The organism is Pantoea sp. PA1 (genome assembly GCF_056856975.1).
On record NZ_JBXGEE010000001.1, the window covers coordinates 1,157,450 to 1,180,135 of the forward strand.

The window sequence follows — 22,686 nt, forward strand, 5'->3', positions numbered from 1 at the left end:
GCAGTGCCACGCTTCAGTGCGCGCTGGCACCAATCTCTCTGTCCCAGCGCCCCAGCAGCGCCCTGCGTTTCGCCGAGTCGCCATAGGTTTTGAAGTCATAATCGATCAGGCGGATGTTCTCGAAACGCGGCGCATACTCGGAGATTTCCGCCTGACGGTTGGAGGGCAGCTGGAACGATTTCGCCTCTTTCATATGGGACTGCGCATCCGCACTCAGCGCCCAGTCATACCAGGCCCGGGCATTCGCCAGGTTGCGCGCCCCTTTGATAATCGACATGGAGCCAATCTCATAGCCGGTGCCTTCACAGGGGGCGACAGGTTTGATCGGGAAGCCTTCGACTTCCATCGCGACCGCATCGTGCATAAAGACAATCCCGACGGTGGTTTCACCGCGCGCTGCCGCTTTTACCGGTGCCGAGCCGGACTTGGTGTATTGCGAGATGTTGGCGTTGAGCTTCTTCAGGTAGGCAAAGGCGTCATCTTCCCCCATGATCTGCACCAGCGTCGCCAGCGTGTTGTACGCCGTGCCGGAAGAGTTAGGGTTGGCGATCTGAATCTCGCCCTTAAAACCGGGATCGAGCAGATCCGCCCAGCAGGCAGGCACCTTCAGCTTTTTCTCCGCCAGCAGGCGGGTGTTGTAGCCCCAGCCCAGCGCACCGGCATAAACGCCAACGGTCCGGTAACCGGAAATCTCCGCCACCTTTTGTGACCAGGGCTGCTGCTGGTCAAGTAAAGGGGACTTGTAGGGCTGGCTCAGCCCCTCTTCTGCGGCCTGCATGTGCGGATCGCCGGTGCCCGCCCACCAGATATCGGTGCGGGGATTGCGCGCCTCGCTGCGGATTCGGGCGTAGGCTTCACCGGCTGAGAGCCGCACCATGCTGAGCCGAATATCGGGATGAGACTGGCTGAACAGCGTGGTCATCTGTTCACACACCACCACATCGGCGGAGCAGATCATATTAAGGCTGCCCGCCGCCGTGGCCGCAAACGGCAACACCGGGCAACTGACGATAACAGCAGCGAGCAGAGAGGAATAACGCATGGGATTCTCCTTGAGGCCGGATGATGAGGGCGTGCGCCAGCTTTTGCACATGTGTGCAAAGTAGTACGGCGACCCTGTCATGCTGTCAATTCACTTGTTGAGCAATTGTCAGTCGCTGTCACAAATTTGAAACATTCGCTGCCCTGTTATCTTTTGCACACCCTTGCATTTTCAGGCAGACTCAGTGCGGTTAACGGCAGGATGAGGAGAGAAGATGCAGCAGCCCAGGGCAGTGGTGAGTGCACAGGATGTGGCAGATCGGGCGGGCGTGTCGCGCTCGGCGGTCTCCCGCACCTTTACACCGGGGGCCAGCGTGTCGGACGCCACCCGGCAGCGGGTAATGAAGGCGGCGGAAGAGCTGGGCTATCACGTCAATCATCTGGCGCGCGGCCTGGTACGAAACCGCAGCGGCATTGTCTGCCTGATCGCCTCAGAGGTGGATACGCCCTACCGTGCCAGCCTGGTGCGCTGGATGACCCAGTATCTGCAGGAAGCGGGCAAGGTGGCGATGCTGATTAACACCGACCGGTCGGATGAGCGGGTTTCCGCCGCGCTGCAGCAGGCGATCCATTTCCGCGCCGACGCCTCGATCATTCTCTCCGGCATGCCTGACAGTGGCATTACCCGGCTCTGCTACCGGCACGGTCAGCAGTTGGTGCTGATTAACCGTGACGACGCCCTGCCCGGCACGCTCAGCCTTAACCTCGACTCCCGTCCGGCGGCGGAGATGGCGGTTAACGCCTTTCTGCGCGCGGGCTGCAGCCGCATCGCCTTTGTGAATTCGCTGGCGGGAACGCCGAGCCTGCTGAAACGCGAAGCCGATTTTCTGACTGCGGCGCAGCAGGCCGGCATTGCCGTGCAGGTGGAACGGTTCGGCAGCACCTCCTATGAGAGCGGACAGATTCTGGCGCAGCGTCTGCTGACGCGCAGCGTCCGCCCGGATGCGGTCTGTTGCGCCACCGACCTGCTCGCCTGCGGCTTTATGGATGAGGCGCGTCACCGTTTTGCGCTGCGTATCCCGGAGGATCTCTGCATCATCGGACACGACAACATCGCGCAGTCGGGCTGGAGCGCCTATGACCTCACCACCTTTGCGCAGCCGGTAGAGCAGTTCGCCCGCGATGCGATTGACTGGCTGGTGGCGGTGGAGGCGCAACCGGAAACTCTCCTGCCGCGAACAGAACAGCCGCAGGCACGGAAAATATATCCGGTCGATGTGGTCTGGCGGGGATCGGTGCGCGGCGGATGAGCGCCATTCATTATTTTCAGCCGGTACGTTATTTCTCAGCGAAATAATTGAGTACCGGTTTTACGCTTCGCTTTAAATAGCGCTCTCCTGCCCCGAAAAATATTCGGCCGCTTCGCCCCGCAATCGCGATTTCCTGTCTACGCTTTATCTGCATTATTAATTTACTCTGGTTTTATCTGCTCAATGAATCAGCAGTCAGATGTGACAAACATCACATTTGTGCCAGGCTTACAGTCTCAGATAACACTGTTCAAGGAGCATACAATGGCCACACCCACTAACAAGACGCTCGATCTGGATCACTTTCCTAAGCCTCCTTTTGAGGATCAGCCCCAGCAGGCGCCAGGCCTTGCCAGCAAAATGGTTCCGGTTCCCGATCACGGTGAAACCAGCTACCGTGGCACCGGTCGTCTGACCGGACGTAAAGCGCTGATCACCGGCGGCGACTCCGGGATTGGCCGTGCCGTTGCGATTGCTTATGCCCGTGAAGGCGCCGATGTGGTGATTAACTACCTGCCGGAAGAACAGCCGGATGCCGATGAAGTGGTTAAATTAATCGAAGCGGAAGGCCGTAAAGTTTTCGCTATTCCCGGTGACATTCGTTCAGAAGAATTCTGTCAGCAGCTGGTCAAAGAGGCGGCCGACAAATTAGGTGGTCTGGATATTCTGGTTAATAACGCTGGTCGTCAGCAATTTAATGAGTCCATTCGTACCCTGAGTACAGAAGATTTTGACGCGACGTTTAAAACCAACGTTTATGCAATGTTCTGGATCACCAAAGCGGCTCTGGAATATCTGCCACGCGGCGCATCCATTATTAATACCTCGTCAGTGCAGGCGTTTAAACCCAGCGATATCCTGCTGGACTATGCGCAGACCAAAGCGGCGATTGTGGCCTTTACCAAATCCCTGGCGAAACAGCTGGGCGGCGACGGCATCCGCGTCAACGCGGTAGCGCCGGGTCCATACTGGACCGCACTGCAATCCAGCGGCGGGCAGCCTATGGAGAAAGTGAAGCAGTTTGGTGCCGACTCCCCGATGGGCCGTCCGGGCCAGCCGGTTGAGATCGCCCCGCTCTACGTCACCCTGGCCTCGACCGAGAGCAGCTACTCCTCCGGTCAGGTCTGGTGCTCTGATGGCGGCACCGGCACCCTGTAATCCCCTTCTGGTGGCCGCGTAAAGCGGCCATTTTTTTGTCCTGCCTCTCTCCCCCTCCGAATCGTTGTGCCTGGTATAAGGAAAAAGAACATGGAAAACCCGGTTTTTCATTCGCCGGTCAGAAAAGAAGGTTTTGCGGGGCTGGGCGACTATGCCGCCATTGGTGAAGGCCGTTCGGTGGCGCTGATTGCGCCGGATGGCTCCATTGACTGGTGGTGTGCCCCCAATCTCGATGCGAAACCGCTGTTTGATCGCCTGCTGGACGCCGGGCTGGGCGGCTACTTTCAGGTCGTCCCGCGCGGCAGCTATCAGGTTACGCGACGCTATCGTGACAATAGCAACGTGCTGGAGACCCGCTTTGACACCGACAGCGGCGCCGTCCTGCTTACCGAATCGATCAACAGCACGCTGGCGGGCCGTCTGCCCTGGTGTGAGCTGGCCCGCCGCATCGAAGGCGTTGAGGGCGAGGTGGAGTTGCAGATCACGCTGCGCTTCGGCACCGCCGCTGAAACCCGTTCCCCCTGGGTGGCCGACAATGAGAAAGGCAAGGTGTTTCACATCGCCGAAACCATGGCGATGTTCCGCACCAGCGACGACATCACCATCACCGAACTGGATGATGAACAGGTCTGCGCCACGCTGCGCACCACCGCCGGTTCCCGCTCGCTCTGCGCCCTGCTGATCACCGAAAAAGAGCCGCTGGCCGTGCCGCCGCTGGAGGCTATCGACCAGCGGATTGAAACCAGCCACACCGGCTGGACCAGCTGGGTGGAGAGCCTGAGTTATGATGGCAGCTACCCGGCGCTGGTCAGGCGCTCTGCCCTGTCGCTGAAGTTTCTCTGGTACTCCCCGACCGGCGCGCTGGCCGCCGCTGCCACCACGTCGCTGCCGGAGGGCATCGGCGGCGAGAAAAACTATGACTACCGCTACGCCTGGGTGCGGGACGCCTGCCTGATTATCAAAGCCTTTGTCTATCTCGGCGCGCTGGAAGATTGTAAGGCGGCCTTCTCCTGGCTGTCGCAGACCATCATCCGTCACGGCGTCAGGCTGCGGGCCTGCTATACCCTGAATGGCGATGAGGTGCCCGCCGAGCGTTATCCGCCCCTGAGCGGCTATCAGCATTCTCAGCCGGTGCGCATCGGCAACAATGCCCGCGATCAGCTGCAGCTCAGTATGTATGGCGATATGCTCATGACCGCGCAGCGCTTTATTGAAGCGGGCCACGTGCTGGATATCACCACCTCACGCCTGCTGGGCGACCTGGCGAACTGCTGCGCCGACAACTGGCGACAGAAAGATTGCGGCATCTGGGAGCTGCCGGAGCTGCAGCACTATACCCACTCCAAAATGGCCTGCTGGATAGCGCTGGATCGGGCGGTGGCGCTGGCGGAAAGTAAACATATCGAACCGACCTGGCTGGGCCGCTGGCAGCGGGAACGTGACCGCATCCGCGACTGGATTGAGTCGCAATGCTGGTCGGAAACGCAGCAGGCTTACCTCTTCTACGTCGGCAGTGATGCACGCCTGGACGCCTCGCTGGCGCTGGTGCACAGCTATGGCAATGCGGTTAATCCGCAGCGGATGCTCTCCACCTACCACGCTATCCGGCAGAAGCTGGGCGACGGCAGCGCCATGCTCTATCGCTACAGCGGCGTCAGGCAGGAGGAGAGTACCTTTCTCGCCTGCGCCTTCTGGCTGGTGGAAGCCTGGGCGGAAATGGGTGACCGGGATCGGGCGGAACAGGCGATGCAGGAGATTCTGGCGACGCTGGACGGTCAGGGTAACGTCGATATCTTTAATGAGATGTATGACGTCCGCAGTCAGAGCTGGCGTGGCAACATGCCGCAGGGACTGAGCCATCTGGCGCTGATCTGCGCGGCCCAGGCGCTATCGGAATCAAAAGGAGAGGTTTAAGAAAGGCATCAGGGCGACTATTGCAGCCGGAAGCGCGGGTCGAAGAAAAACGGCTCCACTACCGCTTTCGCAATGATGCCCGCCGCTGCCGGATGACGGGGATTGAACAGCGCATTCCACTCACCGGTCAGCGTGCTGGGCACTTTGAGTATCAGCCCGTTCTCCGGGCTGGCGAGCCACTCATCGCCGATCTGCCGGGTGGACGCGGGCGCAGGATCGGCCTGCCACTCATCCGGCAGCGCCGTCAGTGCCAGTTCGGTGATCAGGGACTCCGGCACGCTGATCGCGATCATGCTGTAGTCGCGTGACAGATCCTGAATGGTGAGATGCACCAGCGCCTCCAGCACGCAGAGCGCCCGGCTCGACCCCAGGTAGACACAGACCGATCCCACCGAATTCCAGCGCCCGCCATACGTCCGGGCGCCAAAACCATCAAAGGCGGTCATCGCATATTCACGCTTCACCAGGCGAAAAAAGGGAACCGCCATCAGGTGATGACACCGTGCTCGAGCTGGCCGATCAGATTTATCACCGCTTCCGCCCCTGCCACCGTGGTGGTCATCTCCGCCGGTTTTTTTCCGCCCAGCGCTTTGGCGGGCGTTTCCAGCCACTGCACCAGACGCGCCCTGTCGTCGCGGAACAGGTTGCTGGCGGCAGAGAGAACGCGAATCAGCATGTAGATGCGTCCGCTCTGGTCGGGCGAAAAGGTCTGCGCCGGATCTTTCACTTTGCGGTTGTAGGTGGTGCGATCGATGCCCGCCAGACGGCACAGCCACCCCTCGTCGAAGGTGGACAACGACGCGGTGCGTTTCAGCACGCCGCTGCTGAATCCTGTCGCGATACGCTGATGCGCATCCGGCAGGGTTTCCGGCAGGTTAAGGGCATGCAGCAGCGACGCGTGGCGGCGAGGCTGAGCGGGTGTGTAGATGGCGATGGACATAGCAGCCCTCCTGTTCATTTGATTTTTATTTTAGCGCAAATGAACAGAAGGTACCACCGCAAGTCCGGCGCGTATCCGTCCTTATTCTGCTGCGCCCTGCTCCAGCGCCTGCATAATCTGCCACGCCGCCCTGATGCGCAGCGGATTGGGGTAGCTCTTGTTGGCCAGCATCACAATGCCGGTGTTCTTCTCCGGGATAAACGCGATATAGGCACCAAACCCGTTGGTCGAACCGGTTTTATGCACCCAGCTGGCGCGTCGGGAGGGCCCGACCGGTTCCACGCGGGTCACCGGTTGCGGCTTCAGCGCCACGCTATTCTCACTGTCGGCGATCAGCGTGTCAGCACTGACGGGCCAGTCATAGATCTCCCAGCCCAGCCCCTGATAGAAACTGGCGGTTCTGAAGTAGCGCGACTGCGCCGTGCGGATGGCATTGCGCAGCACAGCATTGCCGGCAGAGAGGCCGTTTGGATCGCTGTTGGCCTGCATGAAGGTGAGCATGTCGCGAGCGGTCGATTTGACCCCATAGGCTTCGGCATCCAGCATGCCGGGGGAGACACGCACCGGCTGGCCATTTTTGTAACCCCAGGCGTAATTAATCATCATCGACGGCGGCACGGTAATAAAGGTACGTGTCAGGCGTAGCGGCTGAAACAGCGATTTCACCATCGCCGCCTCAAAGTCCCCCTTCACCATCAGCGCGCCGAAGAGACCGATACTGGCGTTAGAGTACTGGCGAACCGTACCGGGTGCCGCCTGCGGTTGCCACTCCTGATAGAAGCGAAGCAGCGACGCCTGATCGGTGACCGCCTCCGGCAGTTGCAGCGGCAGCCCGCCCGCCGTGTAGGTCGCCAGGTGCAGCATCCGGACCGGACGCCACTGCGCCCCCGTCAGCTGCGGCCAGACCTTCTGCACCGGATCGTTCAGGCGGAGTTCACCGTTGCGGATCAGAATCCCCGCCAGGGTGCCGGTGAAGGTTTTACTCACCGAGCCCAGCTCAAACAGCGTGTTTTCTGTGACCCGGCGGCCCGAATCGGTGTCGGCCACGCCCGCATTCACAAACTGCGTCCGGCCTTTGTAAAGCACAGCCACCGACATACCGGGGATCGCCTGCTGCTCCATCAGCGGTTCAATCGCGGCTTTAACCAGAGAAGTGACCTGCTGTGAAGAGAGATCGGCGGCGACACAGCGGACAGAAAGCGAAAACAGAACAAAACAAAACAGAGACTTTTTCATTAGCAACGAAGGGGGTTCACCGGGTCAGATTATTTACACTGGTCAGCACATGCCTGCACGCAGATCTGCGCCTGCGTACTGCAGGCACCGCTGTCGCGGGTATTACAGTGGGAGCGTTCGACATAGCAGTTGGACTGACAGGCCGCCAGATCGCAGCGGGCCGCCGCGGGGGTCAGCTGAACCAGGGGGGCGCGGGCCGGAAAAGGCGAAGCGGGCTGAGCGAAAGCGCTGCTGCCCAGTAATCCGGACAGCAGCAGCGTGATGATGCGTTTCATAAGAGTTCTCCTGTAGGACGCTGCCCCTAGTATGGCCAGTCTGGCGGGCAGCGTCAGGGAAATCTTATCAAATTGAGACCACAGGCGGGTGTTGGGTGGCATTTATTACGCCACGGGTGTAGATATCGTTCAGTCTGGCGATGTAACGCTGGGTATCATGCTGCTCTTTGATGCGCAGGATCGCCGCCTCGCCTTTCTCCTGCAGCCGTTCCGGCTGCTCAACGATCTCCAGCAGCGTCGCTTTCAGCCCCTCCACCAGCGACCGGCGCAGCTGCGATTTCTGCTCCGGCGTGGTGATGCTGTATTCGCGATCGGCGTTCAGCGGACTGGCAATGACCCAGCCCGCGCTGGCAGGATTGATCTCCGGCAGGGCCCGCACATTACTGGTGATCACCGGACAGCCGTTAGCCTGCATCTCCAGCACGGAAAAGCCGTAGGTCTCCTGCCAGGTCGGCAACAGGCCGACGTCGCTCTCGCGGAACAGCTGCATCAGTTCACGGTTATCCATCCGCGCCTGATGCGTGAAACAGCGGTAACGCGCGATGCGGCTCTCGATGCCGCGATAAAAGGCGTCATCATCCTGAAACTGGCGATGGGCGACGTTGTGACGTTTGGTGAGTTCGCCGATCAGCTGCACGTCCAGCTGCGACTCCTCCAGGCGGCGCTCTTCAATCAGCTCACTGATCGCCAGCACCACTTCCGCTCCGCCTTTGCGATAAAACTCATTACCGGCAAAGACCAGCTTCAGCACACCCGGCTGGCGTGGCGCCTTATGCTGCACAAACAGCGTCTGGGGCGGATGCAGCACCAGCGTTTTCCGCCGGATTTTCTGCGCCTCATCCGGGCTGAACAGCTTCATCTGAATATTCAGCGTCGCGTCGGAGATCGCAATCAATCCGAGGCAGTTCTCTTTTAACAGATGAGGAATTAAGCGCTTCAGCTCCGGGTTATCCCGCTTGGCGACGCCGGGCACCGGCAGCACGCGCGGCAGCTCGGTTTCAAACGAGGCGACCCACTTCTGGTGGGTGATCGCAACTTCATTGAACAGATGGAGGATGTCAGCCCGTGAAGCGCCTGAAAACGGCACCGGCTGAAAGACGAAGGTTTTGTTTTTCTTAAGCAGGCGGGTCCGGAGGGGATTAATAAAATAGAACAGATTGCCTTTTTTCAGATTGATATATTCATTTGCCGGATTCACTAAAATGTTACGCTGCTCCGGATATTGATTATTCGTAATTCCAATTTTCATGCACGCTCTCCAGAGTCCTTGTATACGGCATCATCTATAGCATGCAGCTGCGGCTGTTTCGTCTGAGCAATATCCTAAAAAGGCCCGCGTGGCGCGGCCTCTCCGCTTTTGCTAATGATTGCTTACGGTGATAAAGCAGGCATAACAGCGGTCTTTTCCCAGTTTCGTAACACCTGTGTTTTTTTGTGTCAGGCTAACCCCTTGTTGAATATCCCGCTATTTATACGGGCAATAAACGGACCATTTGTTATGTGAATGTTTAATTATTTGTGAAAATTAATATCGCCTGAAATGACGCATATAGTTTAAAACTTTTAAACAAACGAAACAGAAAACGGACGGTTCTCCCCACGCGCTGATGATTACGCCAGGTGGTCAGCCCGCTGCCGATGAAACAAATGATACAGCGCACGCGCGCCTGCACCACGCTGACCCGCTGCATTGCCACATCATGGTGCAGTTTCAGGTGTCAGGCCCTGCGCCATAAACGCCTTTTACACCCTCTAACCCAATGAATTAACGATAAATTATTAACGTGCACTCTGAATGCGCCGGTCTGGTACAAAAGTTGCAAAAACCTCTCTAAGCAGACAGGAGAGCATTATGAAAGCAATCGTGATTGGTGGCGGGATTGGCGGTATGAGCAGCGCCATTGCGCTGGAAAAAGCCGGAATAGAAGTTGAGGTGTTTGAAGCCGTGCAGGAGATGAAGCCGGTCGGCGCAGCGATCTCTATCTGGCCTAATGGCGTAAAGTGCCTGAATGCGCTGGGCATGAAAGAGCAACTGCGCGCACTCGGCGGCAACATGGCCTATATGGCCTATCACGACGGCGCAACCGGCGCGCCCCTGACCCGCTTCAGTATGGCCCCGCTGGTGCAGCAGGTCGGCGAATACCCCTGCCCGGTGGCGCGTGCTGAACTGCAGGCGATGCTGATTGATACCTTTGGCCGTGAACGGGTGCAGTTTGGCAAGCGGGTCATCCAGGTCGAAGAGACCGCAGAGGGCGTCATTGCCACCTTCACCGACAACAGTCAGGCACGGGGCGACTTTCTGATTGCCGCCGACGGCACCCATTCGGTGGTGCGCGAGTATGTGCTGGAGCAGAAGCTGGAGCGTCGCTATGCCGGTTACGTTAACTGGAACGGACTGGTGACCATCGATGAACGCATCGCGCCTGCCGATCAGTGGACGACATTTGTCGGTGACGGCAAGCGGGTATCGCTGATGCCGGTCAGTGGCAACCGGTTCTACTTCTTCTTTGACGTGCCGCTGCCGAAAGGATTGCCGCAGGATCGCAGCACGGTGAAAGCCGATTTAACCGGCTATTTCCAGGGCTGGGCTGAGCCGGTTCAGCAGCTGATCGCGGCCATCAGTCCCGAGACCACCAACCGGGTTGAGATCCATGACATTGAGCCGTTCAGCCGTTTTGTAAAGGGCCGCGTCGCCCTGCTCGGCGATGCGGCGCACAGCACCACCCCCGATATCGGTCAGGGCGGCTGCGCGGCGATGGAAGATGCGGTGGTGCTGGCCGCGACGCTGGCGTCTCACTCACTGGGGATCGAAGATGCGCTGCTGCGCTATCAGTCGCGACGGGTGGAACGGGTCAAAGATCTGGTGCTGAAAGCCCGTAAACGCTGCGAGGTGACCCACGCGCACGATCCGGCGATCACCGCGGCGTGGTATCAGTCACTGAAAAGCGAAACCGGCGAGCGGGTGCTGGCCGGTATGTGTGAAACCATCGAAGGTGGCCCGCTGGGCTGAGATCCTGAACCGGGCTGTCAGTGAGACAGCCCGTCACCTTACTCCTCCGCCAGACCGCGATTTTTCAGCATCGGCTCCAGCTGAGGCGCGGCGCCCCGCCAGCTTTCATACAGCGTTTTCAGATCGCTGCTGTTGCCCCGCGACAGAATTTTCTGCCGGAAGATCTCGCCGTTTTCCCGCGTCAGCCCGCCATGCTCCACAAACCACTGATAACCATCGTCCGCCAGCATCTGTGTCCAGATATAGGCGTAATACCCGGCAGCATAGCCGCCGCCCCAGATGTGCTGGAAATAGCTGGAGCGATAACGCGGGGGCACCGCCGCCAGCGCCAGGTTGTCGCTCTGCAGCGACTGCTGCTCAAATCCCGCCACGCTTTGCGGTGCGTTGTCCGGCGTCAGGCCGTGCCAGTGCTGATCCAGCAGGGCGGCAGCCAGCAGCTCGCTCATCTCATAGCCTTTGTTGAACTGAGCGGCGCGGACGATCTTCTCATGCAGCGCATCCGGCATCGCCTCCCCGGTCTGATAGTGACGGGCGTAGTGACGGAACAGCGACGGCTCGCTGGCCCAGTGCTCATTAATCTGCGACGGAAATTCGACGAAATCGCGCGGGGTTTCGGTGCCTGAGAGACCCGGATAGCGCTGCGTGGCAAACAGGCCGTGCAGCGTATGACCAAATTCGTGGAACATCGTGATCACGTCATCCCAGCTCAGCAGCGCCGGCTCACCGGCAGGCGGTTTCGTGTAGTTGCAGACGTTGTAGATCACCGGTTTGCTGTCGAGCAGCGTCGACTGATTTACAAAATTACTCATCCAGGCGCCGCCGCCTTTGCTGTCGCGCTTAAAGAAATCGGTGTAGAAGAGCGCCATCGGCGTCTCATCAGCATCGAAAATCTCATAGACCTGCACATCCGGATGATAGACCGGCAGATCCTGACGCGGCGTAAAACGGATGCCATAGAGCCGTGTTGCCGCCTCAAAGACGCCATTGTGCAGCACCGCGTTCAGCTCGAAATAGGGTTTGATCTGGCTTTCATCCAGATCGTAACGGGCACGCCGCACCTGTTCGGCATAAAAACGCCAGTCCCAGGCCTGCAGGAGAAAATCGCCCTGCTGCTGATCGATCGTCTGCTGTATCGCGGCGGCTTCCCGTTCCGCACGGGCGCGCGCGGCAGGCACGATGTTGCGCATAAAGGCCAGCGCCGCCTCAGGGGTTTTTGCCATCTGATCCTGCAGCTTCCAGGCGGCATAGCTGGTAAAGCCCAGCAGCCGGGCCTGCTCCGCCCTGACCTGCGCCAGCCGTAACACCAGCTCGCGGGTATCGTTGTCATCCCCTTTTTCCGTGCGCGTCACGCCCGCCTGAAACAGCGCTTCACGGGTCGCCCGATCGGAAAGACTCTGCAGCGCCGGTTGCTGCGTGGTGTTCTGCAGCACCAGCAGCCAGCTGTTTTCCAGCCCGCGCGCCCGCGCTTCCGCCTGCGCCACCGCGAGGTCGGCCGGCGAGAGCCCCGCCAGCTGCTGCGCATCCCGGACCACCAGCCCGCCCGCCTGCGTCGCCGCCAGCAGTTTATTGGTGAAGCGGGTGCTGAGACGCGCCGCCTCCTGATTCAGCGTTTTGAGCTGCAGTTTCTGCGCCTCCGGCAGGTTAGCTCCCGCCAGCTGAAAGCGCTGCCAGACCACCTCGACCAGCCGCTTTGATTCGCTGTCCAGGCTGGCGCGCTGCAGATAGACAGCGTCAAGCCGGGAAAAGAGCGGCCGGTTGAGCATGATGTCATCGTTAAGTGCGGTGAGCTGCGGCGCAATCTCCTCATCCACCTGCTGCAGCAAGGGGCTGGTATGCGCGGAGGTCATGGCGCTGAACACCAGATTGACCCGGTTGAGCAGTTGTCCACTCTTCTCCAGGGCCTCATAGGTGTTGGAAAAGGTGGGAGCCTCGCTGTTATGGGCAATCGCATCGATCTCCCGGCGCTTTTCCGCAATGCCCGCCTCAAGTGCGGGCAGGAAGTCCTGCTCTTGGATCTGATCAAAAGGGGGCGCCTGATAAGGCAGTGTGCTGACGCTGAAGAAGGGATTCTGACGGGCGTTCATGGTTCGCTCCTGATGGGCATCGCAAAGACCTATCCTGACAGGTTGCGGCTGAGGCGACAACTCAGGCGATGCGCTGCTGATAGACGCTGATTATTTCACCTGCAATCGCCACGGCGATTTCGGCGGGCAGCTTGCCTTTGACGTCAGGCAGACCGATCGGACAGCGCAGCCGCGCCAGCGGTTCCGTGCCAACGCCACGGCCAGCGAGCCGGTAGCGAAAACGCTGGTTTTTCGTTTCTGAACCGATCACCCCGGCATAGGCAAAGTCGTTGCGTTTCAGCACCGCTTCACACAGCGCAAAATCGAGCGGATGGTGGTGGGTCATGATAATGAAGTAGCTCCCGGCGGGAGCCTCCGCCACGCACTCGATCGGCTCCTCCGGCTGCTGGGTCACCACACCGGCAGGCACGTGGCCGAACTGACCGGGACGACTGTCGATCCAGTTGATGTGACAGGGTAACGTAGAGAGCAGGTTCACCAGCGCCTGGCCGACATGCCCGGCGCCGAACAGATAGATTTCCGGCTGCGCCTGCAGCAGAGGCTCAAACAGCAGTGTGGTTTTGCCGCCGCAGCACTGGCCCAGTCGTGCGCCCAGGCTGTACTCCTCGGTGTGGGGCGCGCCTGCCCCGCTCTGCAGCATCGCTCTGGCCTGGGCGATGCACTGAAACTCCAGATGACCGCCGCCAATGGTGAGGAAGCTCTCCTGCTGCGTCACCACCATTTTGCTGCCGCTGTCACGCGGCACCGAACCGTGCTCGCTGAGCACGGTGACCAGGACGCAGCTCTGCCGCTTCTCCCGCAGCTGATGCAGGACGCCTATCCAGTCATGGTAAATCATGTTCTGCTCCAGCCAGACGCTGCACGCCCCAGAAGATCCGCTCCGGCGTGGCAGGGGCATCCAGATGAGGGTGCTGCCGGTAGTCGGCGACGCTGGCGACCGCATCCTGCAGCGCACACCAGGCGGCAATGCCCAGCATAAACGGCGGCTCACCCACAGCTTTGGAGTGAAACACCGTATCCTTTGGATTCCTGCGGTTCTCCACCAGCGTGACCCTGAGATCGGCTGGCACATCACTGATGGCCGGAATTTTGTAGCTCGCCGGCCCATCGGTCAGCAGCTGACCTTTGTCGTTCCAGACCAGCTCTTCACAGGTGAGCCAGCCCACGCCCTGCACAAATCCCCCTTCCACCTGACCGATATCGATGGCCGGATTCAGCGAGGCCCCGACATCATGCAGGATGTCGGCACGCAGCAGGCGCGATTCGCCGGTTAAGGTGTCGATCACCACCTCGCAGCAGGCGGCACCGTAGGCGAAGTAGTAGAACGGCTTGCCGCGCCCCGCCAGCCGGTCGTAATGGATCCCCGGCACGCGGTAGTAGCCGGTGGCGGAGAGCGGCACCTGATTCAGCCACGCCAGCTTTGCCACCTCGGCGAAGGTGTAATGCTTCTCACCGGCGCGCACCACGCCGTTGCGGAAACTCACCGCGCTGGCATCACACTCATGCAGCCTGCAGAGCATCTCCGTCATTCTGTCACGCAGGATCTCAGCGGCATTCTGCGCCGCTTTGCCGTTGAGATCCGCGCCGCTGGAGGCCGCGGTTGGCGAGGTGTTAGGCACTTTACCGGTGTCGGTGGCGGTGATCTGGATCTTATCGACCTCAATCTGCAGCACCTCGGCGACAATCTGGATCACTTTGGTGTTCAGTCCCTGGCCCATCTCGGTGCCGCCGTGGTTTAGCTGCACCGTGCCGTCGGTGTAAATCAGGATCAGGGCACCTGCCTGATTGAGAAAGCTGGAGGTAAAGGAGATGCCGAATTTCACCGGCGTCAGCGCCAGTCCGCGCTTCAGCAGCGGGCTGCGGGCGTTGAAGGCGCTGATCTCCGCCCGGCGCGCCTGATAGTCGCTGCTGGCCTCCAGCTGCGCCGTGATCTCATCCAGCAGATTGTCCTCTACCTGCTGGTGGTAATGAGTGATGTTGCGCTCCTGCTTGCCATAGTAGTTACGCTTGCGCAGTTCCAGCGGGTCCAGCCCGCGTTCCCGCGCGATGTGATCCATAATCTGCTCGATGGCCACCATTCCCTGCGGGCCGCCAAACCCGCGATAGGCGGTGTTAGAGGCGGTATTGGTGCGGCAGCGATAGCCGGTGATCCGCGCATCGCCAAGGTAATAGGCGTTATCGGCATGAAACATGGCACGATCGACAATCGATCCACTGAGATCCAGTGAATAACCGCAGTTTCCCGCCAGATCGATTTTGATACCGCACAGCCGGCCATCTTCCTCCACGCCCGCCTCGTAACGCACAAAGAAGGGGTGACGTTTGCCGGTGACACGCATGTCGTCGCGGCGGGAGAGCCGCATCTTCGCCGCCCGCCCGGTCTGACGGGCGACAATGGCGCAGAGGCAGGCCACACCGGCCGCCTGCGTCTCTTTGCCGCCAAAGCCGCCGCCCATACGCCGCATATCAATGGTCACCTGATTCAGGCTGATGCCCATCACCTCTGCCACCAGCTTCTGCACTTCGGTGGGGTTCTGCGTTGAGGAGAAGACCTGCAGCTGGTGATCTTCGCCGGGGATCACCATCGCCGTCTGGGTTTCCAGGTAAAAATGCTCCTGTCCGCCGATGTGAAACGCGCCGCTGACCCGATGCGGCGCGCGTGCCAGCGCCGCTTCCACATCACCGCGCTGATGCACGTGCGGTTCCTGAACGAAACTGCGCTGCGCCAGCGCCTGCTCCACATCCAGCAGCGGTTCCAGCACCTCATAGTCAATCACTGCGGCGGCGGCACCGAGTCGGGCCGCCTCGGGCGACTCCGCCGCCACGGCGAGGACGATCTGCCCCAGATAGTCGACTTTGTCATGCGCCAGCAGCGGATCGCCCGGCTCCAGCGGTCCGACATCATTGATACCGGGAACGTCCTGCCAGGTTAACACGCTGACCACGCCCGGCACGGCGTAGCAGGGCTGCACGTCGATGCGCACAATCCGCGCATGTGCATGCTCGCTCAGGCGCGGACAGAGATGCAGCAGACCCGGCAGCTCCGGCTTGTCGTCGATGAAGCGCGCTTCCCCGGAGACATGTTTTTCCGCACTTTCATGGCGGTTACAGCGGCCCACGCCGCTCTGCAGATCGGCGGCATACTGCGCCTTGATTACCGCTTCGTTGAGTTCAGGACGGTTATGAGACATAGCGGGTCACCTCGGTACAGGTTATTTCGCCGTTATAGCGATGAAGAAAGCGGCGCAGCAGGTTACGCGCCACCTGCAGCCGATAGGCGCTGCTGGCACGAAAATCGGAGAGCGGCTGGAAATCGTCGGCCAGTGCGGCCGCTGCACGTGACACCGTCACGGCATTGAGGGGCTGACCGATCAACGCCTGTTCACAATGGTGCGCCCGCTGCGGCGTGGCCGCCATGCCGCCAAAGGCGACGCGGGCGTCGGTCACGATGCCCTGATCGGTGTGCAGGTTAAAGGCGGCAAAGACCGCTGAGATGTCGTCATCCAGCCGTTTGGAAACTTTCCAGGCGACAAAGTCAGGTGACACTGTCACCTTATCGATACGAATCGCGCGGATAAACTCGCTTTTTTCCAGCCGGGTCTGCCGGTAGCCGGTAAAAAAGTCGTTCAGCGGCAGGCAGCGCTGCTGCTCGCCGCGTTGCAGTATCAGGCTGGCGTTCAGCGCCAGCAGCATGGGCGACGCGTCTCCGATCGGGGAGGCGTTGCCGATATTACCGCCCAGCGTGCCCTGCAGACGGATTTGTAGGGAGGCAAAGCGTTGCAGCATCTCGCTCACGCCCGGGATGCGGCTGGCCAGAAAATCGCTGACCTGTTGCAGCGACGCGCCTGCGCCCAGCAGATAATGGTCATCAAATTCACTGCAGACCTTGAGCGCGGCAACCTGCTCCAGGGCGATGAGCAGCGGCAGCCTTTTATGCTGCTGGGTGATCTGCAGGCTGAGATCGGTGCCACCGGCAATCAGTACCGCTTCGGGATGCGCCAGATAGATCTCCGCCAGCTGCGCCGGGGTTTTAGGCAGGAAGCAGCGCCGCCCTGCTGCGCCCGTCTCCTGCATCTCCGGGGTCGCCAGCGCTTCAAGACGCTGCACGGTACTCGCGGCGCTGTGATCAAACTGATCCGTCACCGGCTGCGAACAGAGCTGCTCGGCGGCCGCCATGATGGGCCGGTAGCCGGTGCAGCGGCAGAGATTGCCCGCCAGCGCGGTTTCTGCCTGATGACGATCCCAGCCCGTGGCATTTTTTTGCAGCGTGAACAGCGACATCACAAAGCCCGGCGTGCAGAAGCCGCACTGCGAGCCGTGGCAGTCAACCATCGCCTGCTGCGCCGGGTGCAGCGCCCGTCCGTGACGTAAATCTTCAACCGTGATCAGCTGTTTACCCTGCAGCGTGGAGACCAGGGTCAGGCAGCTGTTGACCGTTTCATACTGCATCCTGCCATCCACCGCTTTGCCCAGGGTGACGCTGCAGGCGCCACAGTCGCCTGAGGCGCAGCCCTCTTTGGTGCCGGGCCGCTGCTGGCGGGTACGCAGATAGTTAAGGATAGTGAGATTGGGGTCGAGCGCAGTTTCGCTGACCAGCTGGTTATTGAGCAGAAACTGGATCATGCGGCTTGCTCCTGTGCGTCACGCTGCCAGACCGGGCGACCGGCCACCCAGGTCTGGGCAATATTGCGGTCGTCGCCCAGCGTCATTAAGACAAAAAGTTTTTCCCAGATATCTTTGCTGTTGCCGATGCGCAGCTGCTGCAGGGCAGAAACTGCCGGATCGAGCACCACAAAATCCGCCTCTTTGCCGGTGTTGAAATTCCCGATGGCGTGGTCGAGATCGAGTGCCCGCGCCCCGCCCAGCGTCGCGTGATAAAAGGCTTCGGCGGCGCTGAGCCGGTAGTGCTGCAACTGGCCCACCTTGTAGGCTTCGCCCAGGGTCTGCAGCATGTTAAAGGTGGTGCCCGCGCCGACATCGGTGCCCACTCCCACCTTCACGCCCTGCTGCCAGCTGCGTTTCAGATTAAACAGGCCGCTGCCGAGGAACAGGTTAGAGGTGGGACAGAAGGCAATTGAGGAGTCGGTGTCGTGCAGACACTGCCACTCCTTCTCTTCCAGATGCAGGCAGTGGGCAAACACGCTGCGGCGGCCGGTGAGCTGATGATGGTGGTACACATCCAGATAGCCGTCGCGTTCCGGAAAGAGTGCTTTAACCCAGGCCACCTCCTGCGGGTTTTCGCTGAGATGGGTGTGCAGCCAGGTGTCGGGAAACTCCTGACGCAGCTGCTGCACTTTTTCCAGCAGCTGCGGCGAAGAGGTCGGGGCAAAACGCGGCGTCAGCGCATAGCTCAGTCGGCCGCGCTGATGCCAGCGTTCAATCAGTGCCCGGGTCTGCTGATAGCTCTGTTCCGGGGTTTCCGTAAGGTTGTCGGGCGCATTGCGATCCATCATCACTTTCCCGGCAATCAGCCGCATGTTCAGCGCTTCGGCGGCGCTGAACAGCGCCTCGACCGACTGCGGGTGCACGGTGCCAAAAACCAGCGCGCTGGTGGTGCCATTGGAGAGCAGCTGATGCAGGAAAAAGGCGGACATCCGGGCGGCATGATCCGGGCAGTGATACTGCGCCTCCACCGGGAACGTATAGTGATTCAGCCACTCCAGCAGCTGTTCGCCAAAGGCGCCGATCATCTCCGTCTGCGGATAGTGTATGTGGGTGTCCACAAAGCCCGGCACGATCAGCCGGCCGCGAAGGTCAGTGACCGGCAGATCCGCCAGCTTCGCCTCAGCCGTTTCCCAGCTCTCCAGCCCGGCCACACGTCCGTCACGCAGCAGCAGCACGCCATCCTCCAGATAGCGGGCCTGCGTTGCCAGATCGTCGGGATGATCCACCACGCCGGTGAAGTCAAAGAAGCTGGCGCGTATCGCCGTGTCGGTTGCTGGGTGCATGCTGTTTCCTTTCTGAAAGCGCGATGAAGTGGTGCAGTTAACTCTCTGTTTAACTCTTTGCAACCTGCGTGCCAGATTTACCCTGCTTTATAACCTATATATATCAAGTGCTTAGATAAGCTCGCGCCTGTTGCGCAACAAAAAAGCCTGTAAAAAGCATAGCAACCGTTTGCTTTCATGTCGCAATCGGTTGCGAAGCGCAATTGCCAATTCTGGCGGCGTGTCTGACGCACAGGCTGGCTGCTGCCCTGCCCCTTAACGGTGCAGTGCGCCCCGAAAAGGCGCAGAACGTTGCCCGTAAAAAGGGATTTCCCCCCTGCCCGTTTTTCTGCGCGCAGAAGCCGAAATGGCATGCTATGGTGAAGCCATCGACGTTGAAAATGGCATAAGGAACAGTGAGATGATTATTTTTGTCACCGGTGCGACGGCCGGTTTTGGTGAAAGTATTACCCGCCGCTTTATCAAAAACGGGCACAAAGTGATCGCCAGCGGACGCCGCGCCGAACGCTTAAAAGCGCTGAAAGATGAGCTGGGTGAGAATCTCTACACCGTCCAGCTGGACGTGCGGAACCGCGCCGCCATCGAAGAAGCTGTGGCGCAGTTACCGGCGGCGTGGCGCGCTATCGATATCCTGGTGAACAATGCCGGTCTGGCTCTGGGCATAGAGCCCGCGCACAAAGCCAGTGTGGAAGACTGGGAAAACATGATCGATACCAACACGAAAGGCCTGGTCTATATGACCCGCGCCCTGCTGCCACAGATGGTCGAGCGTAACGTGGGCCATATCATCAATATCGGCTCGATTGCCGGTAGCTGGCCCTATGCCGGCGGCAACGTCTATGGGGCCACAAAGGCGTTTGTGCGGCAGTTCAGCCTGAACCTGCGCACCGATCTGCACGGCACCGCGCTGCGCGTGACCGATATCGAACCGGGGCTGGTGGGCGGCACCGAGTTCTCTAACGTCCGCTTTAAAGGTGATGATGACAAAGCTGGTCAGGTCTATGAGGGTGCCACCGCCCTGACCCCGGAAGATGTCACGGAAGCGGTTTACTGGGTGGCCACACTGCCAGCGCACGTCAATATCAACACGCTGGAGATGATGCCGGTCAGCCAGACGCTGGCGGGCCTGAAGGTGCACAAGCCTTAATCCTCTGCGCGCCAGCTCTCCCGGCTGGCGCTAACCACGTCCCCAGCCCAGAACGATTATCAGCATGCCGCTGAACGCGATCAGTGCGCCACTCCAGTCCCAGACGCTCAGCTTCACGCCATCCACCACCCGCAGCCAGAGCAGCGCGGTGAGCACATAGACGCCCCCATACGCGGCATAGACCCGGCCGCTGGCGGCAGGATGCAGGGTCAGCAGCCAGACAAACAGCGCCAGGCTGGCCGCCGCCGGCAGTAACAGCCAGATCGGGCCGCCTTTTTTCAGCCATAACCACGGCAGAAAGCAGCCCGTGATCTCCGCCAGGGCGGTGATGAAAAACAGCAAGGCGGTTTTAATCAGCACCCATACCTCTCCTGAACTTAAACAAACCACGCACCACTGGTGAGCAAAGAAACGGCGATGATATACTACCCGGACCCGCTGCAACAGCCGTCCCGGATGGCGATGTTGGCGATAACGAAAGGATAGTCTGATGAAAAAAATGATCCCTGCTCTGCTTCTGGTTCTGCTGTCTGGTACCGCCTTTACGGCGGGTGCGACCACCAACCGCCTGATCATCGAAGATGGCAGTTCTGCGCTGAGTAACGAAGCGGCTCGCCAGAATAAAGAGCAATGGAATGACACGCGGATGCTGCGCAACAAGGTGAACAGCCGCGTAGAAAAAGAGTTTGATAAAACCGACCGCGCGTTCGACACCCGCGACAAGTGCGAGCAGAGCCTCAATCTGAACGCCTACTGGGAGCCCAACACCCTGCGCTGTCTGGACCGCCGTTCAGGCCGCCCGGTCACTCCCTGAATTTGCGCTATAGTAATGACGGACGACTAACATAAGGAAGACGTGATGAAGCTACAGAGGGTTTTGTTCACCGCAGCGTTGTTCTCGCTGCCGCTGATGGCGCAGGCTTCCTGCGAATCGGTAAAAGCCGACATCAGTCAGAAAATTGTTCAGAACGGCGTGCCTGAATCGGGCTTCACTCTCGACATCGTCGCCAACGATCAGGTCGATCAGGCGGGCGGTCAGGTGGTCGGGCATTGTGAAAACGACAGCCAGAAGATTGTTTACAAGCGCACCGGCCGGGATGACGAGGCCAGCGTGCCCGCCAGTGCAGGCAGTTCTCAGGACGCGCCTGCGCAGCAATAAACCTGTGTTAATCAGGGCGACGGTCTGTCGCCCTGCCGTTTACTCCGCCTGTTCCGGCCGCTGACGCGGCATCATCCACGCTACACCCAGCGCAAACAGCGCAATCACCAGCGCCACCACAAACACCCAGTGCAGTGAGGCTGCAATCGCCTGCACCATCTCCTGCAGCGCCTGCGGCGCCAGCTGCTGACGGCTGGGTTCAGACATAATCTGCTGCACCGGATCGGCCACCTGCGGCAGCCGCCACTGCAGATTGAGATTGAGCACTGCTCCCATGATCGCCGTGCCCACCGCCGAACCGATCATCCTGCTGAACATCACCGAGGCGGTACAGATGCCGCGAATCTGATAGTCCGCCTCGTTTTGCACGGAGACCAGAAACGTGGTGCTGGTCATCCCCATGCCGGTGCCAATCAGGAAGGCCGTAAAGCCCGCCTGATAGAGTGAACTGGCGGGCTGCAGCAGCAGCAGTAAGGCGCTGCCGCTGACCAGCAGCAGCGCGCCGAGCTGGGCGGTAAAGCGATAGGAGGTCAGCAGCATCAGCCTGCCGCTCAGGGTGCTGGCCAGCGGCCAGCCAATCGACATCATCGCCAGCGCGCTGCCCGCCTGTAACGGCGTGCCGCCGCGGATCCCCTGAATCCAGGTCGGCAGAAACGCACTGATCCCCATCATGGCCGCCCCGATAATCAGGTTGCCCGCATTACCGGCAATGATCAGCCGGCTGCGCCAGATCACCAGCGGAAACAGCGGTGCCGCGGCCCGCTGCTCGTGGCGTTTCAGCTGCCAGCCTGCCAGCAGTGAACAGAGCAGAAAAGGAATCAGCCAGTATCCGAGCAGCTCCGCCTGCAAAAGCGCCACCAGCAGCGCGGAGACGCAGAGCATCAGCCAGCCGCTGCCCGCGAGGTTGAGGGGAGCCGATTTCTCCTCCTGCTGATGCGCCGGTAACCAGCGCGCCAGCATCAGCATGCTGATCAGGCCAATCGGCAGATTGACCCAGAAAATCACGGACCAGCTGAAGTGCTGCACCAGCCAGGCTCCGGTCAGCGGCCCGACGATGGCCGCCACTCCCCAGACGCTGGAGAGCCAGCCCTGAACGCTGGCGCGCTCGCGCGGCGAATAGATGTCCGCCACGATGGTGGAGCTGATCGGCATGATGGCCCCCGCCCCCAGCCCCTGAAACGCCCGGAACAGGATCAGCCAGGTCATGGAGTGGGCGAAGCCACACAGCACCGATCCGATCAGGAAAAGGGAGGTGCCGGTAAAAAACATGGTTTTACGCCCCACCTTATCCGCCAGCCGGCCATAGAGCGGCACGCTGACCGCCTGCGTCAGCAGATAGATGGAGAAGACCCAGCCAAACTGCGAAAAACCGCCGAGGTCGGCAATGATGGTGGGCATGGCGGTGGCCACGATGGTGACTTCGATAGCCGCCATAAACATCGCCAGCATGCAGGCAATCAGTATCCAGTGGCGGTGTCCGGTCCGGAGTTGTGCGCTTTCAGTCATAGGGTTCCTTTTTTATCA

At 60.2% G+C, this 22,686-nt stretch carries 20 protein-coding genes; 7 read left to right on the forward strand and 13 right to left on the reverse strand.

Annotated elements, in window-relative coordinates; translation table 11 throughout:
• Positions 1-13: 13 nt before the first annotated feature.
• Complete coding sequence (locus tag AC1V0D_RS05690; protein ID WP_111208408.1) at positions 14-1,042, reverse strand: ABC transporter substrate-binding protein; 1,029 nt, start codon at positions 1,040-1,042, stop codon at positions 14-16.
• Between the two features lie 214 nt (positions 1,043-1,256).
• On the opposite strand from AC1V0D_RS05690, the gene AC1V0D_RS05695 reads away from it, so the two are divergent.
• From AC1V0D_RS05695 to AC1V0D_RS05705, 3 genes are all read left to right on the forward strand, one after another.
• On the forward strand, positions 1,257-2,291 hold the full coding sequence (locus AC1V0D_RS05695) for a LacI family DNA-binding transcriptional regulator (protein ID WP_482907097.1): 1,035 nt from the start codon (positions 1,257-1,259) through the stop codon (positions 2,289-2,291).
• Between the two features lie 264 nt (positions 2,292-2,555).
• The gene (locus AC1V0D_RS05700; protein ID WP_009090177.1) at positions 2,556-3,449 is read left to right on the forward strand and encodes an SDR family oxidoreductase; all 894 of its coding nucleotides are present in this window, start codon (positions 2,556-2,558) and stop codon (positions 3,447-3,449) included.
• A 90-nt stretch (positions 3,450-3,539) separates the two neighbouring features.
• A complete protein-coding gene (locus tag AC1V0D_RS05705; protein ID WP_482907098.1) occupies positions 3,540-5,363 on the forward strand; it encodes a glycoside hydrolase family 15 protein in 1,824 nt (607 codons plus the stop codon).
• 17 nt (positions 5,364-5,380) lie between these two features.
• On the opposite strand, the gene AC1V0D_RS05710 is transcribed toward AC1V0D_RS05705, so the two are convergent.
• From AC1V0D_RS05710 to AC1V0D_RS05730, 5 genes are all read right to left on the reverse strand, one after another.
• Positions 5,381-5,851 carry an RES family NAD+ phosphorylase gene (locus AC1V0D_RS05710; RefSeq protein ID WP_046101846.1) on the reverse strand — a complete coding sequence of 157 codons (471 nt, stop codon included), beginning with the start codon at positions 5,849-5,851 and terminating at the stop codon, positions 5,381-5,383.
• Entirely contained in the window at positions 5,851-6,303 is a 453-nt protein-coding gene (gene parS, locus AC1V0D_RS05715) for a type II RES/Xre toxin-antitoxin system antitoxin (protein WP_009090172.1), read from the reverse strand. Before parS ends, AC1V0D_RS05710 begins: the two co-directional genes overlap by 1 nt.
• Positions 6,304-6,384: 81 nt before the next feature.
• Positions 6,385-7,539 (reverse strand): class C beta-lactamase, encoded by a 1,155-nt coding sequence (gene ampC / locus AC1V0D_RS05720; RefSeq protein ID WP_482907099.1) that lies wholly within the window; start codon positions 7,537-7,539, stop codon positions 6,385-6,387.
• A 29-nt stretch (positions 7,540-7,568) separates the two neighbouring features.
• The gene (locus tag AC1V0D_RS05725; protein WP_009090169.1) at positions 7,569-7,814 is read right to left on the reverse strand and encodes a hypothetical protein; all 246 of its coding nucleotides are present in this window, start codon (positions 7,812-7,814) and stop codon (positions 7,569-7,571) included.
• A 67-nt stretch (positions 7,815-7,881) separates the two neighbouring features.
• Entirely contained in the window at positions 7,882-9,063 is a 1,182-nt protein-coding gene (locus AC1V0D_RS05730; RefSeq protein WP_009090167.1) for a glycosyltransferase family 4 protein, read from the reverse strand.
• 603 nt (positions 9,064-9,666) lie between these two features.
• On the opposite strand from AC1V0D_RS05730, the gene hpxO reads away from it, so the two are divergent.
• Complete coding sequence (gene hpxO / locus AC1V0D_RS05735; protein ID WP_482907100.1) at positions 9,667-10,824, forward strand: FAD-dependent urate hydroxylase HpxO; 1,158 nt, start codon at positions 9,667-9,669, stop codon at positions 10,822-10,824.
• Positions 10,825-10,862: 38 nt separating this feature from the next.
• On the opposite strand, the gene dcp is transcribed toward hpxO, so the two are convergent.
• The 5 genes from dcp to guaD all read right to left on the reverse strand — a co-directional run bounded on the left by dcp (position 10,863) and on the right by guaD (position 18,856).
• Entirely contained in the window at positions 10,863-12,908 is a 2,046-nt protein-coding gene (gene dcp, locus AC1V0D_RS05740; protein ID WP_482907101.1) for a peptidyl-dipeptidase Dcp, read from the reverse strand.
• A 61-nt stretch (positions 12,909-12,969) separates the two neighbouring features.
• The gene (xdhC, locus tag AC1V0D_RS05745; RefSeq protein WP_046101852.1) at positions 12,970-13,746 is read right to left on the reverse strand and encodes a xanthine dehydrogenase accessory protein XdhC; all 777 of its coding nucleotides are present in this window, start codon (positions 13,744-13,746) and stop codon (positions 12,970-12,972) included.
• Complete coding sequence (gene xdhB, locus AC1V0D_RS05750; RefSeq protein ID WP_482907102.1) at positions 13,733-16,099, reverse strand: xanthine dehydrogenase molybdopterin binding subunit; 2,367 nt, start codon at positions 16,097-16,099, stop codon at positions 13,733-13,735. Before xdhB ends, xdhC begins: the two co-directional genes overlap by 14 nt.
• Positions 16,089-17,531, reverse strand: a complete 1,443-nt coding sequence (xdhA, locus tag AC1V0D_RS05755) for a xanthine dehydrogenase small subunit (RefSeq protein WP_482907103.1) — start codon at positions 17,529-17,531, stop codon at positions 16,089-16,091. Before xdhA ends, xdhB begins: the two co-directional genes overlap by 11 nt.
• Positions 17,528-18,856, reverse strand: a complete 1,329-nt coding sequence (gene guaD / locus AC1V0D_RS05760) for a guanine deaminase (protein ID WP_482907104.1) — start codon at positions 18,854-18,856, stop codon at positions 17,528-17,530. The genes xdhA and guaD overlap by 4 nt, the downstream gene beginning before the upstream one ends.
• Before the next feature lie 400 nt (positions 18,857-19,256).
• On the opposite strand from guaD, the gene ydfG reads away from it, so the two are divergent.
• Positions 19,257-20,003 carry a bifunctional NADP-dependent 3-hydroxy acid dehydrogenase/3-hydroxypropionate dehydrogenase YdfG gene (gene ydfG, locus AC1V0D_RS05765; protein ID WP_009090152.1) on the forward strand — a complete coding sequence of 249 codons (747 nt, stop codon included), beginning with the start codon at positions 19,257-19,259 and terminating at the stop codon, positions 20,001-20,003.
• A gap of 30 nt (positions 20,004-20,033) precedes the next feature.
• Here the strand turns inward: ydfG and AC1V0D_RS05770 are convergent, their stop codons facing one another.
• Positions 20,034-20,360, reverse strand: coding sequence for a YnfA family protein (locus AC1V0D_RS05770; protein ID WP_058957952.1), 327 nt, complete (start codon positions 20,358-20,360; stop codon positions 20,034-20,036).
• Positions 20,361-20,493: 133 nt separating this feature from the next.
• On the opposite strand from AC1V0D_RS05770, the gene AC1V0D_RS05775 reads away from it, so the two are divergent.
• Entirely contained in the window at positions 20,494-20,817 is a 324-nt protein-coding gene (locus tag AC1V0D_RS05775) for a DUF1283 family protein (RefSeq protein WP_046101855.1), read from the forward strand.
• Positions 20,818-20,862: 45 nt separating this feature from the next.
• Complete coding sequence (locus AC1V0D_RS05780) at positions 20,863-21,162, forward strand: DUF1161 domain-containing protein (RefSeq protein WP_009090146.1); 300 nt, start codon at positions 20,863-20,865, stop codon at positions 21,160-21,162.
• 39 nt (positions 21,163-21,201) lie between these two features.
• On the opposite strand, the gene AC1V0D_RS05785 is transcribed toward AC1V0D_RS05780, so the two are convergent.
• Complete coding sequence (locus tag AC1V0D_RS05785; RefSeq protein WP_471803141.1) at positions 21,202-22,668, reverse strand: MDR family MFS transporter; 1,467 nt, start codon at positions 22,666-22,668, stop codon at positions 21,202-21,204.
• Between the last annotated feature and the right edge of the window lie 18 nt (positions 22,669-22,686).

Bases quoted from the DNA above. Each gene is read 5' to 3' on its own strand.
- AC1V0D_RS05690 (WP_111208408.1), bottom strand. From the start codon at position 1,042: ATGCGTTATTCCTCTCTGCTCGCTGCTGTTATCGTCAGTTGCCCGGTG.
- AC1V0D_RS05695 (WP_482907097.1), top strand. From the start codon at position 1,257: ATGCAGCAGCCCAGGGCAGTGGTGAGTGCACAGGATGTGGCAGATCGG.
- AC1V0D_RS05700 (WP_009090177.1), top strand. From the start codon at position 2,556: ATGGCCACACCCACTAACAAGACGCTCGATCTGGATCACTTTCCTAAG.
- AC1V0D_RS05705 (WP_482907098.1), top strand. From the start codon at position 3,540: ATGGAAAACCCGGTTTTTCATTCGCCGGTCAGAAAAGAAGGTTTTGCG.
- AC1V0D_RS05710 (WP_046101846.1), bottom strand. From the start codon at position 5,851: ATGGCGGTTCCCTTTTTTCGCCTGGTGAAGCGTGAATATGCGATGACC.
- parS (WP_009090172.1), bottom strand. From the start codon at position 6,303: ATGTCCATCGCCATCTACACACCCGCTCAGCCTCGCCGCCACGCGTCG.
- ampC (WP_482907099.1), bottom strand. From the start codon at position 7,539: ATGAAAAAGTCTCTGTTTTGTTTTGTTCTGTTTTCGCTTTCTGTCCGC.
- AC1V0D_RS05725 (WP_009090169.1), bottom strand. From the start codon at position 7,814: ATGAAACGCATCATCACGCTGCTGCTGTCCGGATTACTGGGCAGCAGC.
- AC1V0D_RS05730 (WP_009090167.1), bottom strand. From the start codon at position 9,063: ATGAAAATTGGAATTACGAATAATCAATATCCGGAGCAGCGTAACATT.
- hpxO (WP_482907100.1), top strand. From the start codon at position 9,667: ATGAAAGCAATCGTGATTGGTGGCGGGATTGGCGGTATGAGCAGCGCC.
- dcp (WP_482907101.1), bottom strand. From the start codon at position 12,908: ATGAACGCCCGTCAGAATCCCTTCTTCAGCGTCAGCACACTGCCTTAT.
- xdhC (WP_046101852.1), bottom strand. From the start codon at position 13,746: ATGATTTACCATGACTGGATAGGCGTCCTGCATCAGCTGCGGGAGAAG.
- xdhB (WP_482907102.1), bottom strand. From the start codon at position 16,099: ATGTCTCATAACCGTCCTGAACTCAACGAAGCGGTAATCAAGGCGCAG.
- xdhA (WP_482907103.1), bottom strand. From the start codon at position 17,531: ATGATCCAGTTTCTGCTCAATAACCAGCTGGTCAGCGAAACTGCGCTC.
- guaD (WP_482907104.1), bottom strand. From the start codon at position 18,856: ATGCACCCAGCAACCGACACGGCGATACGCGCCAGCTTCTTTGACTTC.
- ydfG (WP_009090152.1), top strand. From the start codon at position 19,257: ATGATTATTTTTGTCACCGGTGCGACGGCCGGTTTTGGTGAAAGTATT.
- AC1V0D_RS05775 (WP_046101855.1), top strand. From the start codon at position 20,494: ATGAAAAAAATGATCCCTGCTCTGCTTCTGGTTCTGCTGTCTGGTACC.
- AC1V0D_RS05780 (WP_009090146.1), top strand. From the start codon at position 20,863: ATGAAGCTACAGAGGGTTTTGTTCACCGCAGCGTTGTTCTCGCTGCCG.
- AC1V0D_RS05785 (WP_471803141.1), bottom strand. From the start codon at position 22,668: ATGACTGAAAGCGCACAACTCCGGACCGGACACCGCCACTGGATACTG.